We start from the raw sequence: 22,524 nt of genomic DNA on the forward strand, positions 1-22,524 counted from the left end.
TGTGCCAAGTTTTTGGCCTCCATGAACGACACCAATCGGTGGTAAGACGCAGGGGTAATATCCACCGATATGATGATGACGATCATTCGGCTTGGCAGTTTACGCGGTGGCGCCACTCCAAGGGCCGTTTATGCTTCAATCCACCCCGGAAAGGTCTTAGGATGCCCGAGGGGCCGAGGGCGTTGGACATTGGGGGCCAGGATGCCGTGGTCGGGTCAAGACATTGCGAGACCCCGAAAGTCACGTCGATCTGCCGCTTCCGGCAGGCAGATCGGCGAGGGCGGCGAACGGCGTATCGTATCGGCCCTTTGCTACGACATGGTCGGGTCGACCGACCTGTTTCACAGGCTGGACATCGAAGACTTCAGCGAACTGATCGCCGCGTTTCAGGCGGCGGCAAACCAGGCCATCGTTTCCTGCTCCGGCGTCGTGAAGACCGTCGCCGGCGACGGCGGACTGGCCATCTTTCCCATCGAACTCGGGGCCAAGGACGGCGCGTCGCTCGCCGTCCGTGCAGGGCTCGCGATTGTCGACGCCTGCAAGGGAGCAGCCGCAAAACAGGGCCACCCCCAGGTGCAGCTTCGCGTCGGCGTCGCCACCTCTGTCGCCTTGATCCACGCAAGGCAGGAGAATAGATCACAGGAACCCGTCACCGGGGCGGCGCTGGCGCTCGCGACCCGGCTGGAAGCACTTGCCGAACCGGACACCGTTCTGGTGTCGGAAGAAACGCGAAACCTTGCCGGCCGCTCGCACGCCTTCATCTTCCAGGGCACGCGGACGCTGAAGGGCTTCGATGCGCCGCTCAAGGTGTGGCGCGCCTCGCCCCACCGCAAGGAAGTCGACCGGTTCTATGCCTTCGGCAACCTCATCGGGCCTTTCATCGGGAGGGCCGAGGAACTGAGGACGATCGAAAGGTGCTGGCGGAAGGTTTGCGCCGGGGAAGGGGAAATCCTTGTTATCGACGGAGAAGCCGGGCTCGGCAAATCACGGCTGCTGCGGGAAATCCGCAAGATAACGCGCGACAGGCGGGCAAAATCCTTCTTCTTCCAGTGTTCGGTCGATGGGGCGCATTCGACATTGCACCCGCTGATGCAGGGCCTGCCGGGACAGAGCCGCGGCGCCTCGATGCGGCTCACCACATCGGCGGTTTTGTCCCAATTCGCCCGCAACGGCATCGACGACGCCGAAGCGGTGGAGGTGTTTGCTCATATGCTCGGGGCCGACGGGGAACATGGCGCGCTCTCCGGCCTTCATCCGGGCGCGATCCAGGAAAAGGCGCACAAGGCCGTTTTCCGCGCGCTGCAGGTAATGTGCAAGAAAGGCCCGATCGTGCTGGCGGTGGAAGACATCCACTGGATCGACCCGACATCACGCGATCTTCTGGCGGCGGCCATGGGGGCTGTGCCGCGTCTTCCGGTGCTGCTCGTCATCACGACGCGGCCGGGAGCCGATCTGGCATGGCTCGGAACGCAGGAGACAACGCGGCTCTCCCTGCTGCCGCTCAAGGGCGAAGAGACGCGGCAGGCGATCGAGGGAATGTGGCCAAGGCACCGCACGGCGATGCTGGCCGAATTCCTCGATGTCGCCGAGCATATTTCAGGCGGCGTTCCCCTCTTCATCGAGGAGATATGCCAATGGGCTGCCGAAGGGTTGAAATCCGAGAGCGTCAAGCTTGCGAACCCGGCTCCGCCGGATCGCCTGTCGGCCTTCGAAGGCATCGTCGCCGCCCGGCTGAGCCAACTCGGCTCGGCGCGGGAGGTGGTTCGCGCAGGCGCGGTCGCCGGTCCCCGCTTCACGCTCGATCTCCTGAAGGCGATGCTGCCCGGCTTCAGCCGGAAATCCCTCATCGTCGCGGCAAATACGCTGTGCGACATGGGCCTGCTCAACCGCATGCGGATGCGCGGGCCGGCGGCCTACGGCTTTCGCCATATGCTGATCCAGGAAACGATCTACAACACGCTGCTGCAGAAACAGCGGCGCGAGTTGCACCGTCGCCTGTTCAACGCCTGCCGGCAGATCGACAAGCTCGCCAACTGGATAGACGCCGGCGCGCTGGCGCAGCATGCGGAGAATGCCGGTCTTCTGGAAGATGCGGTCGATCTCTTGATCGCCACAGGCACCGATCATTCCAGCCGTTCCGCCATGATGGAGGCCCGCCATCATCTGGAACACGCATTGGCGCTGTGCGAGCAGATCGCCGAGGCGGAAAAGGCGCAAGTGCTGCGCCTGTCCGCCTTCGCGGCCTTGGGTCCGGTGCTGACGGGCACGGCCGGAGCAGGGTCCTCCGCCGCCCGCGATTTGTATGAAAAGGCGATCGCGATCGCGCGTCAGCAGCCTATGGAAAACCAATCCAGATGGTTTCCCATCTACTGGGGCTGGTGGCTGACGGGCTCGGATTTCCGCACCATGCACGAGCGCGCCCTGGAGGTGCAGACGATGCTGTCGGTCGTCGACGATCCCGAAATCTCGCTGCAGGTCAACCACAGTATCTGGGCGATCGCCTTCAATCTCGGCCGCCACGCCGAGGCCCAGGCGGCGGTCAGGGCAGGGCTTGATTCTTACGACGAAAGCGCTGCCCGCACGAACCGCACCCTGTTCGGCGGTCATGACGCCAAGGTTTGCGGCCTTGGCCAGTTGGCGCTCTCGCTGTGGCTGACGGGGGACATTGCCGGCTCGGATGCGACGCTTTCCGAGATGATCTCTTTTGCCGACCGCATCTCTCACATTCCGAGCAAGGCGCATGCATTGGATACCGAGGCGGTCTCGGCCTTCTACCGGAACGATCACAACGGGCTGTCGAGGGTCGCCGCGCGCATGGCGGAGCTTTCCGGACTGCATGACCTGCCGTCGCTTTTCGGCCTGTCGCAGCTTTTCGGCGGCTGGGTGCAGACGCACGGCGGCGATTGCGCGGCCGGCAACGCGCGGTTCCAGGAAGGCCTATCGCTGCTGCATGAGCTTGGCGCGGTGAGCGATTTGCCGATCTATCTCTATATGCACGCCACGACCCTGGGCCTGATGCAGGATTACGCCGCCGCCATCGCCGTGGCCGGCGACGCGATCGAAAACAGCAACGAAACCGGCCATTGCTACTGGCTTGCAGAACTCCATCGTTGCCGCGCTGTTTTGAACCGCCAGAACGGCGGTGCAGAAGCAGCGATATCGGCAGACCTTCTGGCAGCGCTCAGGATTGCGCAAAGCCAGGGTGCCGTCACTCTGCAGGAAAGGGCGCGGCAGACCGCAAGGGAATTCGGCATTGTCCTTGAGCTTTGACGATCACGCGGATGCTCGAGGCATAGCTGCGGATTTCCGCCGGTCGATGCAGCAAGATTGCGCCGCGCCCTTTGCTCCACCGTCCGATGAGGATGACCGCTATCTGCGCGATATTTTTCCGATCTGCCGCAGTGCCGGCATCACCCGGCTTGGCGACCTGACAGGTCTCGACCGGCTGGGCCTTCCCGCGGCCCAGGCCGTTCGTCCCGAGGCGCTGTCGGAAGTCACGTCGCTCGGGCGCGGGAAGACACTGAGGCAAGCGGCTGTCGGCGCCCTGATGGAATCCATGGAGCGGGTCTATGCCGAAGTCATCCCGCCGGCGCGTGTCTTCGTGGCGACTGCGGACGCGCTCGACCTTCCTCCTTATGTCTTCGACGCCTTGGCTCTGCCGCACCGGCGGCAGGACTGGCGCGGCATCGAGACGGCTTGGGTCCTCGGGCTCGATGTCGTCGGTGATGTCGCCATGCCCGTTCCGCTGGAACTGGTTCACACCTGCTACACCGAGCCGCCCTTGCCCTATGACGGCCTGTTTTATCGGACGACAACCGGCTTGGCCTGCCACAGCACGGCCATCGGCGCCTTCCGGCATGGCCTGTTCGAATGCCTCGAACGGGATGCCATGGCGCGGGCGTTTGCGACCCACGGCTTCTTCGACCGAATGCGGTTGTCGCCGGACCAGCTCGGCGACGATGTGGGAAAGCAGTTGGTGGCCGCGGCCGGGTGCGGGATCAAAGCCGCCTTCTGGGCGCCGCCGTCACCGGCGGGAATTCCTGTCGTCTGGTGCCAGACGATCGAAACCGGGGAGGAAGCCCCGCTGCTCGGCCTGCCGACGGAGGGATATGCCGCCGCGCCGACCTTTGAGCAGGCCGCCTCCGCCGCGCTACTCGAAGCGCTCGTCACGCGGGCGGCGGTGATTTCCGGCGTGCGTGACGATCTGACCGCCACCCATTATCGGCAAAACCAAAGGGAGATCATCGACAAGGCTCGACGGCTTATTATCGATCCCGCAACAGCTCCGCGAGACACACCGAAAGCTCCTGATTTGCGGAGCGTGAGGGATATCGTCGAATGCATCGCCTCCAGGCTTGGCCCTGTGATCGCCGTTCCCGTCGGCGCGGATGGAGGCATTCACTGCGTGCGTGCCGTACTTGCGGCGGGGCTCCCCTTTGTCACGGTGCGGTGAGACGCGATGACCGACAGTCAAGGCCCACTTCTCGTCTTCATCGGCCCGACCGTGCGGCTGGCGGATGCGCGCGGCATTCTCGACGCCATCTTCCTGCAGCCCGCGGGGCAGGGCGATATTCTCCTGGCGGCCCATGCCTTTCGGCCGCGGGCGATGCTGCTCATCGACGGTCAGTTCGAGCATCGGCCCGCGGTGCGTCACAAGGAGATCTTATGGGCGATGGCCCAGGGCATCGTCATGGTGGGCGCGGCCAGCATCGGGGCGCTGCGCGCGGCCGAGCTTGCACCGTTCGGCATGATCGGGGTCGGCCTGATCTATCGCTGGTATCGCCGCTGGCCGCTCGCCCCCGACGATGCCGTCGCGCTGCAGTCCGCGCCCGCCGAACTCGGCTTCATGCCTTTGAACGATACCCTGATCGACCTGCAGCGGACGTTCGCGGCACTGATGCGCCGCGGCCTCCTGTCACCGACGGAGCGTGCAGCGCTTGACGCCGCCGCCCGCGCAACCGATTTCCGACGCCGGACCTTTGAAAATGCCTTTTCCACTGCCGGCTTTCCGGCCGGGATGGGCGCCCGCCTGCGCTCGCAGATCATCCGCCAAAAGGCTGCGGATGCCATGCAGGCTCTACGCCTTTTGCCTGAGATCGCAGCCCACCGGCAGGTCTCCGCGCCGCCGCAACGGCCGGTGACGAACACCATGCTGCGGGACCTGGAAGCCGCAAATATTGACATTTCTTTAATAAGAAAATACTAATGCAGGTTGCAGCTGCATGCCTCCATCTGGAAGAGATATTGTGCGATGAGCCCGTATCTGAACGCAGCACCGGCGACAGCCGAAACCCGTCTCGGCACCCGGTTTTGGATTTATCCGCAGCCCCCCTTCATCCCCGGCTACGAACAGCCGGATCGCGTCTGGCTGAACATCCCGCGGGACGAGATTTCCGACGGGCCGAGCGATATCCTGATGTATGTCGCCGATCCGCTTTTCGACAAGCAGCCCTATGCGTCGGGCAGCCTGCCGCCCTTCACGGGGCCTTGTCATCCTCCCGTCCGCGCTGGCCCCGATCGTCATTTCGACTATCTCGATCCGCAATCGCGCTCGTATCTCGGCGTGCATGCCTATGCCTGCGTGCATTTCGTGCTCGATGTCTGGCACAGCTATCTGGAACGGCCGATTGCCTGGTTTTTCCGCGAAATCTATCCGCAGCTCGAAATCGTGCCACTGGTGGACTGGCAGAATGCACAGGCGGGTTACGGTTTTCTCGAGCTGGGCTATTCCGATATCGGCGGCACGCGCCGGCCCTATGCACTGAACTTCGACAGCATCGCTCATGAGATGGGGCATCTTATCAGCCTGTCCGAAACCGGGCTCCCCGCAGGCCTTGCGCGCGGTGACGATTTCTTCGTCTTTTCCGAGGCGTTTTCGGATTGCGTGTCGCTGATCTCGTTCCTGCACTTCGATTCCGCCATCGACCGGCTGCTGCGTCGCACACGCGGCAATCTGCTTCTCTATAACGAACTCAATCGCTTTGCCGAAACCAGCCCGGAAACGCAGATCCGTCTCGCCACGAATTTCCGCCGCATGTCCGAGGTGACGCGCGAGGTCCATGATCGCGCCTTGCCGTTCATCGGCGCGATTTTCGACAGCATCGTCGATGCCTACCACTTCAGGCTGGTGAAAAGCGGCCATGCGGAGGGCCGGCTTCTCGAGACCGATCTGCGCGACCTGACCGCCGAGGACTTCGACCGGTTCCGCATGCTGACCGCGGATGCCTTTTCCAGTGATCCGCTGGCGTTCAAGCGGGCGCTGGTGACAGCGCGCGACGAGATCGGCCGGGCGATGGCAAAGTCGCTCAGAATGCTCGACCCCGATAATCTCAGCCTGGAATTTGCCGCCCGCGCGATCGTGAACGCCGCCCATGGGCATGCGGCGGACCGGCTGAACGAAAACTTCATTTGGCGCGAAATCATCATTCCATCATGAACCCTGAAAGGAAAAGACGATGAGCAGCTGCAGCGGAAATCCCTATGTGGGCACGGATGACGAAGCCTTTAACCCCGGCGAGGTTCGTCTCTACGGACGCAGTCAGGTCGATACGGCCGGCGGCAAGAAAACCGGATCGTCCGGCCAGGTGGTCGCCGACGGCCGGATGATCCGGCTGAGCGCGGGCACCGGCTCTGTCGTCACCGATCTCAGGCAGGACACCGATATCGTCAGCGTCGGCATCATCTACGGCTATGCCTATGAGGGCCATTGCTACAAGCTCGCCAAACCACGCATCATGTATCTGCCGGTTCTGCCGCAAGCCATAAAAGGCGGGGAGTGCGGTTGCGATTGCGGCTATGCGCCGGAGCTGGGCTATCTGGTCTGGTCGGTCGACAAGCTCGACCGCATCATTGCGCTCGACGTGCGCTCCGATGACGTAAAATCGCTGGTGCTGGAGGAAAACATGCCGGGAAATCGTTCGCCGCAGGCCTATGCTCAGGTCATGGTGCTCGCACCCCAGCGAAACCGCGAATAGCCGGTTTCTTTTGATTTATTAGAAATCGCTTCACAACAAGCGGCAATCGGCTATCGTTGTACTAACTGCCGGATTCGTTAAACTGAAGCGTATGAATGATGGCCTATTGCAACCCGATAAACCGCCAAGCTGAATAGATGAGCCAAGAAGATAATTTTCCCGGAACCGCCAAATTTTTTTATAATATCGAACACAAAACAATGACCATTCAGCTTGGAGGATTTGTCACCGTGCTCGGTCCGTTCGACAACGAAACCGAAGCGGCTGAAGCAGCTCATGAATTCTGCGTGGCCCGCTCGATTCCCGTCCCGGAACCCATAGGGCGTCCGCGCTCCGTCCACTAGGGCTCGCCACGTACAGGTGTTTGAGCGGTTTTTGTGCTACAGTACAAAATCGCCGACGGCGATCGTGGCAAGATTGTCGAGATGGATCGCAAAGTCGGTCGTCTTGTCGCCGTTCACGTCGCCGTAAACATAGATATCGCCATCCTGTTTGATGTAGCGAAGCTGGCCCGCGCTGCCGGTGAAGGCACCGCTTCCGATAAAGGAAAATGCCTGATTGCCACCCAGCACGCTGTTGGCGTCGATCTGGCTGAGATCGATCTTGTCCGTCTGGGCATGGTTGAAGTCGGCGATCGTATCGCGATCCGTTATCATATTCTTGGAATCCGCGACCGCAAGATAGACGAACTTGTCGGCTCCCAGGCCTCCAGCGAGGGTATCGGCGCCCGCGCCGCCAATCAGCGTATCATTGCCGGCGCCGCCGGATATTGCATCGAGTCCAACACCGCCCTTGAGCGTATCGTTGCCACCGTCGCCGTAGAGCTTGTCGTTGCCGTTGCGGGCATCGATAACGTCATTGCCGTTTCCGCCGCGCAAGCTGTTGGCGATGGCGCTGCCATAGAGCAGATCGGCGGCACCGGAACCGATCACGGATTCGAAGTTGAGGATCAGATCGCCCTGCGCGTCGCCGCCTGATGCGGAATTGACCGCAAGATCGATCTTAACCCGCAGATCGGAGGTGCTGTAATCCAGCGTATCGGTCCCGACGCCGCCGTCGAGGTAATCGCCGTCGGCGCCGCCGCGAATGGTATCGTTGCCGGCCAGACCCTGAATCTCGTTATAGGCGCCATTGCCAAGGAGTTTGTCATTGAATGCGGAGCCGGTGATATCTTCGACGCGCCGGAAGATATCTCCGGCGGCACCGCCGCCGCCTTTTCCGGTCTCCAGATCGATGGTGACGGCAATGGCCACATTGGCATAGCTCACCAGATCCTGACCGGCGCCGCCGTCGATATTGTCGGCGCCTAGGCCGGCAAAGATAACGTCGTCGCCCGTGCCGGCCAGGATCGTCTTCTTGTCGCTGACGAGGCTGTTGTTCATGGTGATTATGTCGTCACCGGCACCGCCATCGACATTGTCATTGCCGGCGCCGGTGTCGATGCGGTCGTCTCCCTGCTCGCCGTTCAGCGAGTCGTCGCCTGCGCCGCCGGAAATGACGTCGCTGCCATCGCCGCCCCAGAGATAATCGCCCCCGGCACCGCCGTCGATCTGGTCGGCACCGGCGCCGCCATAGATCGTGTCCCTGCCGGCATCGCCGATCAGCACATCGGAGCCGTCAAGCCCGGAAATGAGATCGTCGCCGATACCGCCGTAGATCTCGTCACGGAGATCGCCGCCGTTGAGCAGGTCGTTCCCGCCCAAGCCATAGATCTCGTGGCGCTCGTTCTTCGAAAGGACCGGGTTGTCGTCGCCGGACGTGCCCGTATATTTGGTCATGACAAGCTCCTCAATCATAACGGCCGGACAGGGGTGGCTGGATCAGCAACAACCTCTCGGCGGGACAACCCGGTCGTTTACGATCAGCGTCACGGTGCGGAAAAAATGGAGATATACGCCATTCATCGTGATTAAAATTGGATGATTTCTCAATTTATTCCGCAAGTTATACATAAAATACCGGTAATATGAAAATCACTTGCTCACATGCGGACGGCCGGGCGCCGATCTCAAAAACAGGGCGCGGCGTCGACGGGCAAAGCTCATATGGGTGCGGTCGGCATGCACGACCGGCATTGCCGCTTCCTTGCATGCAGAGAGAAAGGCTTCGCGGGCGGCAGCGGCGGGCGTCTGCCTGTTCAAGGCGCTACGGCATTCGCAAATCGCCCGCCAGTGCTCCTCCCCGTATTTGATCGGCCATTCTTCCTCCAGGAAATCCAGGGCCTCGTAGATGCTTTCGAAAGTCCGGGGCAAACCATTTTGCATGATAACTTGCAGCGGAATGGCCCAATAAACATCACGGATCATCATGTTCCCCCTTTCGACAAGAAGGCGCCCGCACGGCTCATGCCAGCCCTAGGCGCGCCTTGCGCGCCAAAGGATGCGCAAAGGACGCTCCAGTTCTTGCAATCTAGATCATCTGATCTGCGATCAAGCGCTTCCGCCTGGTCGCAGGGGTGCTCTAGCCGGCCAGTTGCTTGCCGCGCGTCGCGATGCGTTCCCAGGTTCCGACCGGCCGCTTCCGGTCGGGAAGAAAGCAATCCCGGCCCATACGCATGAGTTCCTTCAGATGCGTGCGCCCGGACATGGCCCCGACGGTGGCGGCATAGGGCTCCATGTCGCGATAGGCGTCCAGCGGGTAGCGGCGTGAGAACTCCGCGAAATTGGCGAAGTTTTCGTGGTTGCCGGCGGTGAGCAGGAAGGTTTCGGCCGGAGCACCGTCCGCGACGATCACGTCGTGCCGGTCGAGCAGGATGTGGTAATACTCAATGGTGTCAACGCCCGGCGGCAGCGCCGGCACGATCGAGGTTCCGTTCACAAGATCCATTGCCCTCGTCAGTGCCCCGTCGAGGAACAAGGCGTGGCCTGGCGAAACATAGAGATCCTTATGGGGCACGTTCTGCGCAAGGGCATGCCGGCGAATACGGATCGGCATGATGTTCTGGTGACGCGCCGGATTGCCCGGCCGGAAAAGCTGGCGGCCGATCCATTTTACGGGCCTTTGTTCGCCGCCTGCCGTGAGCACCATGTCACCGGCCCGCAGATTTTCGATCATGACCTCGCCGTCAGGGGTCCGGATGCAGGTATTGCGGAAGAAGCACATGGAGCCGGACCCGCCCGAGCCACCGCCGCCGCCTTTCTTCCACCACGGCGTTCCGAGTGCAGAGGCATTCCGTCCGGGTATAAGCATCGCCGCGGCGATGCCGAGGGCCGCGATCCTGGCACCCGCGGCCGCGCCGAGCCCCAGAAAGTGACGCCGCGCGCGGTTGAGTTTGGGAAATTCGTCTCCACCAGACATGTCTTCTCCTTCGCAGGTATTCGAGCCGCACTTTAACCTGCATGCTGCGCCAATTCGCCGGGTGGGACTATCTGCAAAAATGGTTGTGCTGAGCCCGCCTCTCGCGCTAAAAAAGACTAGAACTTGGTACTAGGCTCATCCTTTTGTGGGAGCCGGATGAGGCATTTTCCAAAAGACTGCGGATTGCTCATTGCCTTTGCGTCCGCCTTATACGGCCGGGCCGAAGCGGGAACCGGCATACCACCCCATTTTAGGGGTGTAAGCTGCCGCGACATCTCTTAGAGTTGCATTTCCTCGAGCAGGTCAAAGGAGTTGTTTTGAGCGAGATAAAGATCGTCATCAAGAAATATCAGGGCGTATGGGTGGCCTCGATATTCCACGACGAAACCACCGAGCACCATGGGTTTCGCACGAAGGAAGAGGCGGAAGACTATGGCCGCAGGCGAACGCAGGAATTGAAGAGCGAATCTCGCTGACGCTGCCGCATGCGGTGAGCTTGCCGCGCGGCCGGGCCGCCTGGCCCTGACGGGGGTCTGCCAGCTTTGAAAGCCGGCAGCGGTTCGGTTCTGCGCCTACATATTTCCTGACACGGCTGACCCAATCGGGCGTCCTAGGACCTAGCTCTTTTCCGCCTCGATAAATCTCCGGCGAGACCCCAAAGGATGTAAAGCGGGCCGACATTCCTAAACCGTGCGGCAAACGTTCGGCAATCGTTCAAATTTTATTTAGATAATTCTAATTCTCTAACCGTCGCCACACCGGTCATTTGCCTGATGCGCGACTGGGGGACTAGCTCTTTTGGGCTAGTTGACCGGCGCAGATCAAAGGCGGAGCATCACCTGATAAAGCAGGAACGCGGCGCAACAGGCCCGCGACCGCAAACCGTGAGAGGATTGCGTGATGGTGATTGCTGCTTATCTGTATTTTTTCGTGACGCTGTTTTTTCTGTCGATGACATATCTTGAAGGGGAAGGGCGCAACGCATCGTGGACGGCTGCAAGGGTTGCGGGTTTGGCGCTTTGCGTGACGTGGCCGGCGCTGATCCTGTTCGTCGCTGTTGTGGTCGAGATGGAAAGCAGGCCGCCTCCGACGTTCCAGTTCTACCGCGAAGGTTAGTCGGAACGATCTCTTCTGTTCGCTCCCATCACGTTGGTAATGCCCGCTTTCCGTCGCACCACATCGAAAACCACCCCTTTGGCCTGAACCGCGTTGTGTTGCCGCGTCCTCCAAACGGGGCAGGGAGCATGAATCAATCACGAACGCTATGTGCACGTGCATGAACTTACCGGGAACGGCTCGCGGCCAGGCGGTATGCGATCAGATAACGGTTTCCCGATCCAACGTCCGCAATAAGGCGTAGCTTCGCTACGCTTCCAGCGATGCCAGGCGTATGAGGCGCACTTCAAGACACCCTAATGTTCGCCTTGAGCACCTTATATCCGCGTTCTAGAAATTTTGGCCGACATTTGTTCTGTCGTTTTTTGCCGGTCATGTTCTCTATTACCAGGAGGTGGGCGATATGGTCACGAAGACGGGGACTTCGGCCAACAATACTCTCACGGGCACGAATAGCGCCGACACCCTCTACGGGCTTGCGGGCGACGATACGCTTATTGGCCTGGACGGCAACGACCAGCTTTTCGGCGGCGACGGCAAGGACATCCTGAAGGGCGGGCTGGACAACGACCTGCTGGACGGGGGCCTCGGCGACGACACTCTGGACGGCGGTCTCGGCATAGACACCGCAACCTTCGCAACGGCGTCGAGTTCGCTCTACCTCAACCTCGGCTACACGACCAGCCAATACACCATCCTTGGCTACAAGACGCTTCTGGGGATCGAGAACCTCATTGGCGGCGCCTTTGACGACAGCCTGACCGGCGATGCCAATGCCAACCGTCTGGAAGGCCGCAACGGCAAGGACAACCTTTACGGAAATGCCGGCGCTGATACTCTCTACGGCGGAAACGGCAACGACTACCTGAACGGCGGCGACGACAACGACAAGCTTTATGGCGGCAATGACGACGATACGCTCTATGGCGGCAATGGCGCGGATACTCTTTACGGAGAAAATGGCGCCGACAAGCTCTATGGAGATGCCGGCAATGACACCCTATTCGGCGGCAGCGGCAAGGATGAACTCTACGGCTACGCCGACAACGACAAGCTGAACGGCGGCGACGATGACGACAAGCTCGATGGCGGCTACGGCGCCGACACGCTGCACGGCGACAACGGCAACGATCAGCTCGATGGCGGATACGGTAACGACACGGTCTTCGGTGACGCCGGCAACGACACGCTGCTGGTCGGTTACGGTACCGACACCTTCGACGGCGGCGCAGGCAGTGATACCGTCTCCTTCGCCAATATCTATACCAGCATCACCCTGACGCTCACGGCGACGACAACGACCTGGACCTATTACACCAGCGCGAAACTCACCTTCCAGCTGGTAGAAAACCTGATCGGCTCCAGCTATGCCGACACGCTGACCGGCAATGCCGGCAACAATGTGCTGGACGGCGCCAACGGCAATGACATCCTCGATGGCGGCGCCGGCAACGACACGCTGATCGGCGGCGATGGCGACGATACGCTGAAGGGCGGTGCGGGCAGCGATGCCGCAAGCTATGCGACGGCGAAGAATGCCGTGAAAGTCGATCTCGCCATCGCGGCTGCGCAGGTCACCGGCGCGGGCAAGGACACCTTCTCCAGCATCGAGAACCTGATCGGGTCGGCATTCGACGATCAGCTGTTTGGAAACGCGGCCGCCAATACATTCACCGGCGGGCTGGGAGACGACTTTATCGACGGCCGTACCGGCGTGGACACTGCCAGTTACGGGGATGCGACGGCAGGCGTCACGGTGAACCTGTCGCTGACGGGATCGCAGGACACGAAAGGCGCAGGCTTCGACAAGCTCGTTTCGATCGAAAACCTCATCGGATCGGCATTCGACGACAGGCTGACCGGGAGTGCCGCCGCCAATATCCTTTCGGGCGGCGGCGGTGACGATACTCTCCGCGGCCTGCAAGGCAATGACACGCTGAATGGCGGCAGCGGCTTCGATCTTGCCTCCTATTCCGAAGTAACGGCAGCGCTTACCTTGTCCCTGTCCAAGACGACGGCACAGGCCGCAGCGACGGCAGGGCAGGATACCCTCGTCAGTATAGAGGGGCTGGAAGGCGGGTCCGGCAATGACACACTCACGGGCAGCACGGTCGCCAACCTGCTGATCGGCAACAAGGGCAACGACAAGCTTTACGGCCTTGAGGGCAATGACGTGCTTCGGGGCGGGGAAGGGAACGATCTCCTGAACGGCGGCGCGGGTACCGACACGGCCGACTATACGGGCCTTTCGGCTGCGGTTGTCGTCGATCTCGCAAAGACCACGGCGCAAGATACGAAAGGCGCCGGGATCGACACCTTCGTCAGCATCGAAAACGTCACCGGCGGCAATGGCAATGACGTGCTCTACGGCACCAATGGCGCCAACGTGCTTTCCGGCGGCAACGGCAACGACCAGCTGTTTGGCCGCGGTGGCAACGATATCCTGATCGGCGGTAACGGCAACGACACGCTGGACGCCGGAGCCGGCACCGGCGAGCGGCTGATCGGCGGCTCTGGAAATGATCGCTACATGCTCGGCACCGGAAAAGGGACCGGCGTCGTCGAGGATTCGCTCGGCGAGCACGATATCGTCGACGCGAGCAAATCGACATCGGCGGCCGCGATCGATCTTGCGGCCGGCCAGTCGTCGACCGCGGCCGGGCAGAAGCTGACGCTCGCAGCCGGCGGCACGAGTACGCTGCCTTTGGACGTGGTGTTCCTGCAGGATCTTTCCGGCTCCTTCGGCGATGATATCGCCACCGTGAAGACGCTGGTTCCGCAGGTTGTCAGCGCGGTGAAAACCGTCAACAGCGACAGCGCGTTCGGGGTCGTCGGCTTTGTCGACAAGCCGACCTCGCCGTTCGGCTCAAGCTCCGGCGATTACGTCTACAAGCTTTTCGAGAGCGTCAGCGAAGACGGCAGTGTCGTCAGCGATGCCTATAACGCGATGTCGATCCTGAGCGGCAACGATTCACCGGAAGCCCAGATCGAAGCGCTCTTCCAGGTCGCCAAGCGCGCCGACGGCGAGGTCGGTTTCCGCGATGAGAGCATGCGCGTCGTGGTGCTGTTCACCGATGCCGCATACCATGTCGCGGGAGATGGCGTTGCAGGCGGCATCACCACCCCGAACGATGGCGACAACGTCATTGAGGGCACCGGCACCTCCGAAGACTATCCCTCGATCGCGCAGTTGAAAGCAGCATTGCTCAAGGCCGGGATCTTCCCGATCTTCGCCGTCGCCGACGGGGTGGCGGACACCTACAGGGATCTGACGAGCAAGCTCGGTGTGGGCGGCGTCGTGCAACTGGAAGACAGCTCCGCCAACGTCGTCTCCGCCATCAAGGATGCCGCCAAGCTGGCGACGAGAACGAGTATCGAGGATGCCGTCGGCTCGAATTTCAACGATGTCATCAAGGGAAGCGCCATCGGCAACATAATTTCGGGCGGCGGCGGCAACGACACGATAACGGGCCTCGCCGGCAACGACACGCTCAAGGGTGACGCCGGTGACGACAAGATCGCCGGCGGTACGGGAAACGACAAAATTTACGGAGGCCTCGGGAAGGATATCCTCACCGGAGACTCGGGCGCGGACAGCTTCGTCTTCGACACAAAGCTCGGCTCGGCGAATATCGACACCATCACCGACTTCATTGCCAAAGACGATACCATTCTCCTCGATCACGATATCTTCACGAAGGCCGGCGCTGTCGGCCATCTCAACGCCGCGGCATTCTATGTCGGCTCTGCGGCCCACGATACCTCGGATCGGATCATCTACGACAAGACCAACGGTAAACTCTGGTACGACGCCGACGGAAATGGTGGTGCCGCCGCAGTGCAGTTCGCATCGCTAAGCAAGGGCCTCACCCTGACATCAACGGATTTCGATATCATCGTCTGAGGGCGCCGGCGCTCCAGCCGGATCTCATCTACAGGTACACCTTACCTCTATTGAGGTAGACACCGGCTTCTATTCGTGATCCGTTTCTTAACTGTTCGCTATCGGTACGGAAACACCCAATAATAAACTGTCAAGAGAACAAAAGCAGATTGGTTATTCTACCTCACACATGTATAATTGCAGTTTAGTAAAATTGAAAAATAGCGTTGCCCAACTTAAAAAAGGGCGCTGACAACAGGGGGAATTTTTCATGGCAAATTTCAAGACCTATTTCCCTGGGGGCGTGTATCCGGATCATTACACCCCGGCCTTGGCGGGCTTTGATTACCTGCCGTTTTTCGAAGAGATCGTTAATCTCGACTTGGCGACGCTGACCAGCAAATCGGCAACGACGCTCAAGTTCAATCTGGCCAACGGCTTGAAATTGAACATCACCGGCAGCGGCTTCACGTTCGATTCAGCCGGCAATGCCACCGGCGGAACGGTGACGGCCATGACCGTCTACCTTCATAACGGCACGACCAAGATGCAGGAATTGACGGGATTGAGCATTGGGCTCGAGACCTTTTCCGATGCCGCCGATGTCTATGACCAGTATAATATGGCAAGCTTCCTGATGCGCGGCAACGATACCCTCACGGGGAATGCCGGCGATCAGGATCTCTCCGGCTACGGCGGCAACGATACCTTCATCGGCGGCTCCGGCAACGAATTCGTTCACGGCGGCGAGGGCAAGGACACCTACGACGGCAACGGCGGTACCGATGACACGCTGGCCTTCGACGATGCCTATTACACGCCGACCGCTTTTCGCGGTATCGCTTTGGACGCCACCAAAGGGACGGTGACCGATCCATGGGGAAACAACGAGACTTTCACGGAATTTGAAAGTTTCCGCGGAACACAATTTGCGGATACGTTCATTGGAACTGGCCTCGACGAAACGTTCATGGGCCTTGGCGGACGTGACACCATCAAGGGCGGCGGCGGCGTCGATGTCGTCCGCTACGACCGCGACGAAAGACGTGGCGGCACCGGCAGCGTAACGGTCGATCTTGTCGCCCAGAAAGCAACGGACGGCTTCGGGAAGGCCGATACGCTAAACAGCATCGAAGGTGCCCGGACCGGGAGCGCCGCCGACAAACTATACGGCAACTCGGCGGCGAACCATTTCAGAGCCGGCGCGGGCAATGACCTTCTTGTCGGCGGTGCGGGAAACGACAAACTGGAAGGCGAAGGCGGCAGCGATATCTTCCTCTTCAACACTGCCCTCAATGCCTCGACCAATGTCGACAAGATCACGGATTTCAACACCGTCGATACGATCCGGCTTGAAAACGCGATTTTCACCGCCCTGACAGCGACCGGCACCCTTGCGGCCGGGGCCTTCCAAGCAAATACGACAGGCCTCGCCGTCGATAGCAGCGACCGCATCATCTACGAAACCGACACAGGAAAACTTTACTACGACAGCAACGGCAGCGCGTCAGGCGGCAGTGTCCTTTTCGCCATACTGAGCAACAAGGCAGCGCTGACGGCAGCGGATTTCGTTGTTGTTTAGCACCTAATTTGGCAGATTGAGGCAAGATTGCTTAGAGGCGTTATCGGCCCCTTTTGAGGGGCCGATGCAGGTCCCCGGAAGCTGAAGCTTCGTTTTTACAGCCATTTGCCGATCGATTCGTGTAAGAAGTGCCGCGCGAGTTTCTGTTCTATTTTCAGCCTGGGAGCGCCGGGAGACCGAGACATATCACCGCCCGTCCCAGCAAGACATCCGGTCGCACCACAATATGCCTTGATGCTTGGATGAGAGCTAAAGCGTGTCGCAGCTAACCCGATTCATGATTTTCGTTTTGCATGATGTGATTCACTGTGCCCATGGAAGGAGAAGCGCCATGGGCAAGCCGCATCCGATTGAGTTGCGTGTGCGTGTCGTTGCGTTTGCGAATGAAGGTCATAGCAACCGGGAAGCGGCTCGGCATTTCCGCGTTTCGCCTCGTTTCGTCAACAACATGATGGTCCTTCATCGGTCAGTCGGCACTCTTGTCGCCGCCAAGCAAGGCCATCCACCTGGCAGCAAACTCGCGCCCCATGGCCAACGTCTTGTGACGGGGCTGACGCTGACGGATTCTCAGATCGGGAGCGGCCTATTTTGAACTGAGAATGACGTTCGTTTCAATTGGGCCGAGACACTCGCGAAGCAAGCTTATCCGCAGGCCGCCTCCACCACGCGGTCGGATGCAGAGATTGGTCTCAACCGTGACCCTGCTATCAGAGTAATCATGTGTGACGCCTTGGCCAGCTGCAATCTGTCGTACGATGGCCGCTCCGGTTCGCCCGTGCACGTTTTACGAACATCTCGATGATTTTCATATGGGGTGGGTCACCTAAAAGTTCCATAAATATGGATATGCGATGAGTCGCACCGGATCTCTGTCGCCAAGGAGACGCTGCGGCAATGGATGACCCAGGCAGGCATCTGGATCTCGCGCCGGGAGCGTAAGAAACGGGTTTTCCAGCCACGCGATCGACGGGTCGCATCACTGGTGGTTCGAGAACCGCGGCCCCAAATGCGCCCTGCTTGTCTATATCGACGATGCCACCGGCAAGCTCTTGCATCTTCGCCTTGCTGGCTCGGAGAATACGTTCGACTATCTGCATGCGACGAAGGCCCATCTGCAGCAATGGGGCAAGCCGCTGGCTTTCTACAGCGGCAAGCACGGCGTCTTTCGCTCCCCCATGCGTCGGAGAAGGACCGCACGAGCGGCCTGACGCAGTTCGGGCGGGCGCTCTATGAGTTGAACATCGACATCATCTGCGCCAACACTCCGTAGGCCAAGGGCCGGGTGGAGCGTGCCAATCAGACATTGCAGGATCGGTTGGTGAAGGAGATGCGGCATCGACACGATCGAGAAAGCCGATGCCTATGCGCCTGAGTTCATTGCTGATTTTAACGACCGCTTTGGCAAGCCGCCACGCAATCCGAAGGACATGCACCGGCCGCTGGCCAACCACGAAAACCTCGACGGAGCCATGTGTCGCAAGGAAGTCCGCACGCTGTCGCAGTCATTGACACTGCGTTACGACAAAGTGCTGTTCATTCTCGATCCGACCGAGATCTCCAGGCCTTTGGCAGGCCAGAAAGTCGTGGTTTGTGACTATCCGGACGGGCGGCTCGAGATCATGAACGAGAGCTTTGCCCTGCCCTAAAGTACCTTCGACACGTTGCGCTCCGTGCATCGCGCTGAAGTCGTCGATAACAAGCGGCTGGACGATATGCTCTCGGCCGTGGCTGAACTCCAGGCCGGGCGGGAGCAGCAACGCAGCAAGAGTGTCCCTCGCCGCACCCGCCAGACGGATCATATGTTCGGCCTTCGTGACGGCAGCACTGCCAATGGCTATCAGAAGCGCGGCGGCAAACCCGGCCGGCGGACGGATTTCATGAATGATCCGGAGGTAATTGCCAAAAGGCAGAAGGCGCTGTCACGAATGGAGGCGGCCGAATGAACCGCTGGCACTCATAGTCTCAAAGCTAAAGCCGAAGGGGCGCCCCTCACCCGCCCCCACTCCGCCCTTTTCAACCCGGCCCGCCCGGCCGGATCGGGGTCTGATTGTCAGAGCCAGTGTCGCGTTTCTAACTGGCTGACAACGTCGCAGCCCTATTCAGCTTTGACGCCTGACCGGGAGATATTCACGGCTCATCATCATAGCCTTCACCGCGCCAGCCGGTTGATCGCGGCACCGAACAGTTCCGCATGCTCGCTCGGCATCTGCGAAGCGATATGGGCCTGGCGCGGAGCGCCAACCATGCGAGACAGCGTGCTGCTTATGTCGACCTCTATAATATCCAGATTTCCCAGATTTGCAAGAAAACGGCGCTCACGCGCCGTCTGCTTTCAGTTCCCAGACGGTGATACCAAAGCGGCGGACCTTGTCGCGAAGGTTTTCGGTGATGCCAAAGCCCGGGAAGATGATGACGCCGGCCGGCATGACGGAGAGCATATCGTTGTTTCGGTGGAACGGGGCCGCTTTGCCCTGTCGGAAGCGCGACAGAGGCGTGACCAGCAGCTTCTCCTGACCAAGCGCGCTCCAATCACGCTGGGCATCTTCGATCAGGGTCTCGGATTTCGAGATTCAGACGTGCTCCCGGCGGCCCTTCAGCTAATTGTCGAGAATGATGCCCGCGGCCTGCCGATCCTTCCCGGCTCCTGTGCCATCGCCGAGAAACCATCCACGACGGTATCGCACCGCGCCTTCGGTTTCCGGGGTGAGGGCCGTGAGATTGTCGAGGGGGCATCAACTTTCCAATAGCCGGCAAGATGGCCGGAATGGGTTTCGCCGGCATAGATCACGCTTTCGAGTTGGGCATCCGAAAGATCGCCGGTGGTGATACGTTCTTGGGGAGATGGGGCCGATAGCTGGGCTTGGGCGGGGCAACCGGTGCCATGGCGACGACTCGACCAGCTTGTCAGGATGCGGCCTGGCGTCCGGGATTCGGATCGCCCAGAGATCGTAGGGTTCGTAGATGCCATCGGCGACATCCAGGCGCGCCGACGGCGGCGCATCGCGTAACTCGTAGGCGAGTTCGACGATCTCGTCATGGACAAGCGCGGGCAGGGGGGGCACCCGGTTCGATGCACGGGGAAAGAGCGCGGCTCGGGACCGCAATCCCGCAACCGCGGCGCGGCGCAGTGTTTCGGCGGCCTTACGCGCAGCCATTTTCACGGCGCAGGCGCGGAGAATGCCGTTGGACAGCGCGCCGATGGAGTTCTATGCGGTTGACGAAGAGCCGACGCCAGTCGGACCCGCTGCTTCACCGTCGCAACAGAGATGTGGAAGCGGGCGGTGATTTCTTCTTCGTCGAGCCCCTGTTCGCGCAGCACCATCATGCGCGGAACTCGTCAGCGGATGCAAGTCCACCCGCTTGACGTTTTCGTCAGCTGTTTCCGGTCGACCAGCAGTTTCAGCGCACGGTAGCGGCGACCGCCGACCGGAATGGGATAGGTGCCGGTATCCTTGCCCTCGGCGTCGAGCTCCGGGCGCACGTTGATGCTCGTCAGTAGCCCGCGGCGAGCAATGTCGTCGGCGAGGTTGTCGATCGAGACGCCGGCCTTGGTCTCGCGCACGTTCTGCTGGCTGAGGACGAGCTTGTTGAAGGGGATATCGCGCCCGACGTTGAGCGCGATTTTCTGAATGGCTTGTGCCATGTCAATTCTCCACGGCGGACCGGCCGGAGCCTCTCTCCAGCCACCTCAATCCGCCACGAACGCCCCCCCTCTCCCTCCTTTCCCGGCCACCGCCCTCACCGCTTGCCGCCTGCGCCCGCGTCGTCCGCGGCAGAGTATGATGGCCCTAGCCAGGTCGTCAGCAGCCGCCGCATGATGCCGATCGGAGCGCAGATTTCCGTAACAGGCGCGCTCCCCGTCACGAATCTGTCCTCGCGGAACAGGTCGATGAAAGGTGCATGATAACGAGATAGAGGGAGCCGCTGACCAGACAGACCTCGACGAATGATTCGCGACGGTGCCTGGTCATCGAGGCAATGTGCGTGCCGGCATGCTCGCCGGATGGCATGACGTGCCTCTGGGTTTTCGGAGGGGGCCATCGCCTACCGAGCCCGCCGGTCTTCATGCTGGCGGCAATCTCCGGCGTCATGCGCGCGTCGTAATTCTCGATCATGGTCCTCGCATCCCGAAAACCATATTCGGCCGACAGGAAGGCGCCCCGCGCCTTCTGCTCGTCGGGATCGACATGGCGAAGCGTGCGCCACAGCGGGCCATCATACCGATCACGCGCCGGCATCCATGCCGGGCCAACGCGCTTCTTCATTGAGCACTACGGGACCAGCAAGCGCCGAGAGGCCGAAATGTCTGTGATGCCCCCTCCCCTGCTGGCGTGCAGCTCGAGCAATTCCGCATAGCAGGTGTGGATCGCGGTTCGATCGAGGTAGCGGGCGCGCAAGTCCAGCCTGGGACTGACCTCTCTGCGCACCTCGGCAAGGAGATCGGCCTCGCCATCGGTGAGCATTCGAGGCCAACCCTTAATATAGAGCATCGACTTGGTGAGACGCCGTTCGGCCGCGCGGCGCCGGACAGCCTTGTCCTTCGCGGCGACCAGCAGATCGCGGGTCTGCGGCGGCAAGAGATGCGGGGCGATATCGCCCAGCCAGCGCGCCAGTCCCCTGGAACGCAAACGTGCTGCGGGCTTCAAGGCCGACCATATGGCGATACAGGTCATGCGTTTCCGGCTAGGCGGCGGCCGCTGTCAGATCCGCAAGGCTGGACATAATACAGAAGCGGCACGACACACGGCTGAGGCCGAACTGGCGATAGGCGGGCTGCGGTTCGATGCCCCAGGCGCCCAGCGAGGCGAAGACGTCCGCCTCCGACCAGTCGAGGATAGGCCGCCAAGTTCATATTCGCTCACCGAGCTTATGGTCCATGATCGCGGCGCGGGCGCGCTGGGGGCTTTGTTCGCGCCGGACGCCGGTCACATTAATGATCGGCAGTCGCTGAACCGGCGTTTGAGTTCCGCATGAATTTTCGAAGTCTTGAGCTCGGACGTGCAAAACCGCATCGTCGGCGTGCTCCAGCAAGGGACAAGCGTCACCGTGCTGAGGTTTTCGTAGCGCGCGACGTTCGATCGCAAACGGCTTTCCCAGCGGTCCATCAGCCCTCCTTGGTTGCGGTGGACGACAATGAGCTCGGCGCCGAGGCGATCGGATAGTTGCTTGCAGGTCGGGAGCGAACCCGCCCATTCCACCGAACCGAGGTCGGCATGGATCAGCAGGCGCGGGCCGGAATGTCCGATCCGATCGAGATACTCGAAGGTCGCCATGGCTGCGGCCTGGTTGTCCTTGCCGCCCGAAACCCCGATGGCGACGGCCGCGCCTTGAGATGTGTGGTGTCGATCATGATGCGCTCGGACCTGGAACCTTCACCGGCCAGTGCCGCGAAGATGCGGTCGAACACACTAAAGCGGCTCCAGCGAATGAAGCGGTTGTAAAGCGTCTTGTGCGGCCCCTAATCCTTGGGTGCATCCTTCTATTGAAGGCCATACTTGATGACATAGACGATGCCGCTGACGAGACGGCGATCATCAACTCGGGGAACACGATGCGCCAAGGGAAAATGCGGCGCGATCCGAGCCATCTGGCGCTCGCTCACCAGAAAAAATCACTCATCTCGCTCTCCTTCTAGAAACGTGAATCACATCTCATGTCAAATTAATAGCTCC

The 22,524-nt window shown here is 60.8% G+C and carries 16 protein-coding genes and 6 pseudogenes; 12 read left to right on the forward strand and 10 right to left on the reverse strand.

The genetic code is table 11. The features are described 5' to 3' along the window. Positions 1-201 precede the first annotated feature (201 nt). The 6 genes and pseudogenes from ASC86_RS23880 (at position 202) to ASC86_RS23905 (ending at position 7,318) form a co-directional block, all read left to right on the forward strand. Positions 202-3,270 carry an AAA family ATPase gene (locus ASC86_RS23880; protein ID WP_056327153.1) on the forward strand — a complete coding sequence of 1,023 codons (3,069 nt, stop codon included), beginning with the start codon at positions 202-204 and terminating at the stop codon, positions 3,268-3,270. A gap of 46 nt (positions 3,271-3,316) precedes the next feature. After that, entirely contained in the window at positions 3,317-4,453 is a 1,137-nt protein-coding gene (locus ASC86_RS23885) for a YcaO-like family protein (RefSeq protein WP_082510436.1), read from the forward strand. A gap of 6 nt (positions 4,454-4,459) precedes the next feature. After that, positions 4,460-5,206: a TfuA-like protein gene (locus ASC86_RS23890; protein WP_056327156.1), complete on the forward strand. Its 747-nt coding sequence runs from the start codon at positions 4,460-4,462 to the stop codon at positions 5,204-5,206. Positions 5,207-5,251: 45 nt separating this feature from the next. Next, positions 5,252-6,436, forward strand: a complete 1,185-nt coding sequence (locus ASC86_RS23895) for a hypothetical protein (RefSeq protein WP_056327157.1) — start codon at positions 5,252-5,254, stop codon at positions 6,434-6,436. A gap of 226 nt (positions 6,437-6,662) precedes the next feature. Further along, a pseudogene (locus ASC86_RS27085) lies at positions 6,663-6,974 on the forward strand (hypothetical protein); the annotation flags it as partial. 137 nt (positions 6,975-7,111) lie between these two features. Further along, complete coding sequence (locus tag ASC86_RS23905) at positions 7,112-7,318, forward strand: hypothetical protein (protein WP_056327160.1); 207 nt, start codon at positions 7,112-7,114, stop codon at positions 7,316-7,318. 36 nt (positions 7,319-7,354) lie between these two features. On the opposite strand, the gene ASC86_RS23910 is transcribed toward ASC86_RS23905, so the two are convergent. The 3 genes from ASC86_RS23910 to ASC86_RS23920 form a co-directional block, all read right to left on the reverse strand. Beyond that, positions 7,355-8,752 carry a calcium-binding protein gene (locus ASC86_RS23910; RefSeq protein WP_056327163.1) on the reverse strand — a complete coding sequence of 466 codons (1,398 nt, stop codon included), beginning with the start codon at positions 8,750-8,752 and terminating at the stop codon, positions 7,355-7,357. Positions 8,753-8,947: 195 nt separating this feature from the next. Beyond that, positions 8,948-9,283 (reverse strand): DUF982 domain-containing protein, encoded by a 336-nt coding sequence (locus ASC86_RS23915; protein ID WP_056327165.1) that lies wholly within the window; start codon positions 9,281-9,283, stop codon positions 8,948-8,950. 151 nt (positions 9,284-9,434) lie between these two features. Beyond that, positions 9,435-10,271 (reverse strand): Hint domain-containing protein, encoded by an 837-nt coding sequence (locus ASC86_RS23920; RefSeq protein WP_056327167.1) that lies wholly within the window; start codon positions 10,269-10,271, stop codon positions 9,435-9,437. 317 nt (positions 10,272-10,588) lie between these two features. Between ASC86_RS23920 and ASC86_RS23925 the strand changes: the two genes are divergently transcribed. The 6 genes and pseudogenes from ASC86_RS23925 to ASC86_RS23950 form a co-directional block, all read left to right on the forward strand. After that, positions 10,589-10,747: a hypothetical protein gene (locus ASC86_RS23925; RefSeq protein ID WP_156387178.1), complete on the forward strand. Its 159-nt coding sequence runs from the start codon at positions 10,589-10,591 to the stop codon at positions 10,745-10,747. A gap of 424 nt (positions 10,748-11,171) precedes the next feature. Next, positions 11,172-11,387 carry a hypothetical protein gene (locus ASC86_RS23930; RefSeq protein ID WP_056327171.1) on the forward strand — a complete coding sequence of 72 codons (216 nt, stop codon included), beginning with the start codon at positions 11,172-11,174 and terminating at the stop codon, positions 11,385-11,387. Between the two features lie 403 nt (positions 11,388-11,790). Beyond that, positions 11,791-15,291 carry a hypothetical protein gene (locus ASC86_RS26990; protein ID WP_056327173.1) on the forward strand — a complete coding sequence of 1,167 codons (3,501 nt, stop codon included), beginning with the start codon at positions 11,791-11,793 and terminating at the stop codon, positions 15,289-15,291. Positions 15,292-15,541: 250 nt separating this feature from the next. Beyond that, positions 15,542-16,852 carry a calcium-binding protein gene (locus ASC86_RS23940; protein WP_056327175.1) on the forward strand — a complete coding sequence of 437 codons (1,311 nt, stop codon included), beginning with the start codon at positions 15,542-15,544 and terminating at the stop codon, positions 16,850-16,852. Positions 16,853-17,183: 331 nt separating this feature from the next. After that, positions 17,184-17,444 (forward strand): hypothetical protein, encoded by a 261-nt coding sequence (locus tag ASC86_RS23945; RefSeq protein ID WP_056327177.1) that lies wholly within the window; start codon positions 17,184-17,186, stop codon positions 17,442-17,444. Positions 17,445-17,705: 261 nt separating this feature from the next. After that, positions 17,706-18,795: pseudogene (locus tag ASC86_RS23950) on the forward strand (ISNCY family transposase); the annotation flags it as partial. Between the two features lie 184 nt (positions 18,796-18,979). Here the strand turns inward: ASC86_RS23950 and ASC86_RS26035 are convergent. From ASC86_RS26035 to ASC86_RS26820, 7 genes and pseudogenes are all read right to left on the reverse strand, one after another. After that, positions 18,980-19,085: pseudogene (locus tag ASC86_RS26035) on the reverse strand (type II toxin-antitoxin system prevent-host-death family antitoxin); the annotation flags it as partial. Between the two features lie 232 nt (positions 19,086-19,317). Beyond that, positions 19,318-20,076, reverse strand: a pseudogene (locus ASC86_RS25410) (strawberry notch-like NTP hydrolase domain-containing protein); the annotation flags it as partial. Positions 20,077-20,078: 2 nt separating this feature from the next. Further along, positions 20,079-20,495: pseudogene (locus tag ASC86_RS23960) on the reverse strand (ParB N-terminal domain-containing protein); the annotation flags it as partial. 217 nt (positions 20,496-20,712) lie between these two features. Beyond that, a complete protein-coding gene (locus tag ASC86_RS23965) occupies positions 20,713-21,117 on the reverse strand; it encodes a hypothetical protein (protein ID WP_244477685.1) in 405 nt (134 codons plus the stop codon). A gap of 6 nt (positions 21,118-21,123) precedes the next feature. After that, positions 21,124-21,525, reverse strand: a complete 402-nt coding sequence (locus tag ASC86_RS26815) for a hypothetical protein (RefSeq protein WP_056327183.1) — start codon at positions 21,523-21,525, stop codon at positions 21,124-21,126. A 252-nt stretch (positions 21,526-21,777) separates the two neighbouring features. Beyond that, complete coding sequence (locus ASC86_RS26365; RefSeq protein ID WP_056327185.1) at positions 21,778-22,125, reverse strand: hypothetical protein; 348 nt, start codon at positions 22,123-22,125, stop codon at positions 21,778-21,780. Positions 22,126-22,175: 50 nt separating this feature from the next. Beyond that, positions 22,176-22,471, reverse strand: a pseudogene (locus ASC86_RS26820) (transposase); the annotation flags it as partial. Positions 22,472-22,524 lie beyond the last annotated feature (53 nt).

Origin of the sequence: Rhizobium sp. Root1212 (assembly GCF_001424985.1) — a bacterium.
Lineage (GTDB): Bacteria > Pseudomonadota > Alphaproteobacteria > Rhizobiales > Rhizobiaceae > Pararhizobium.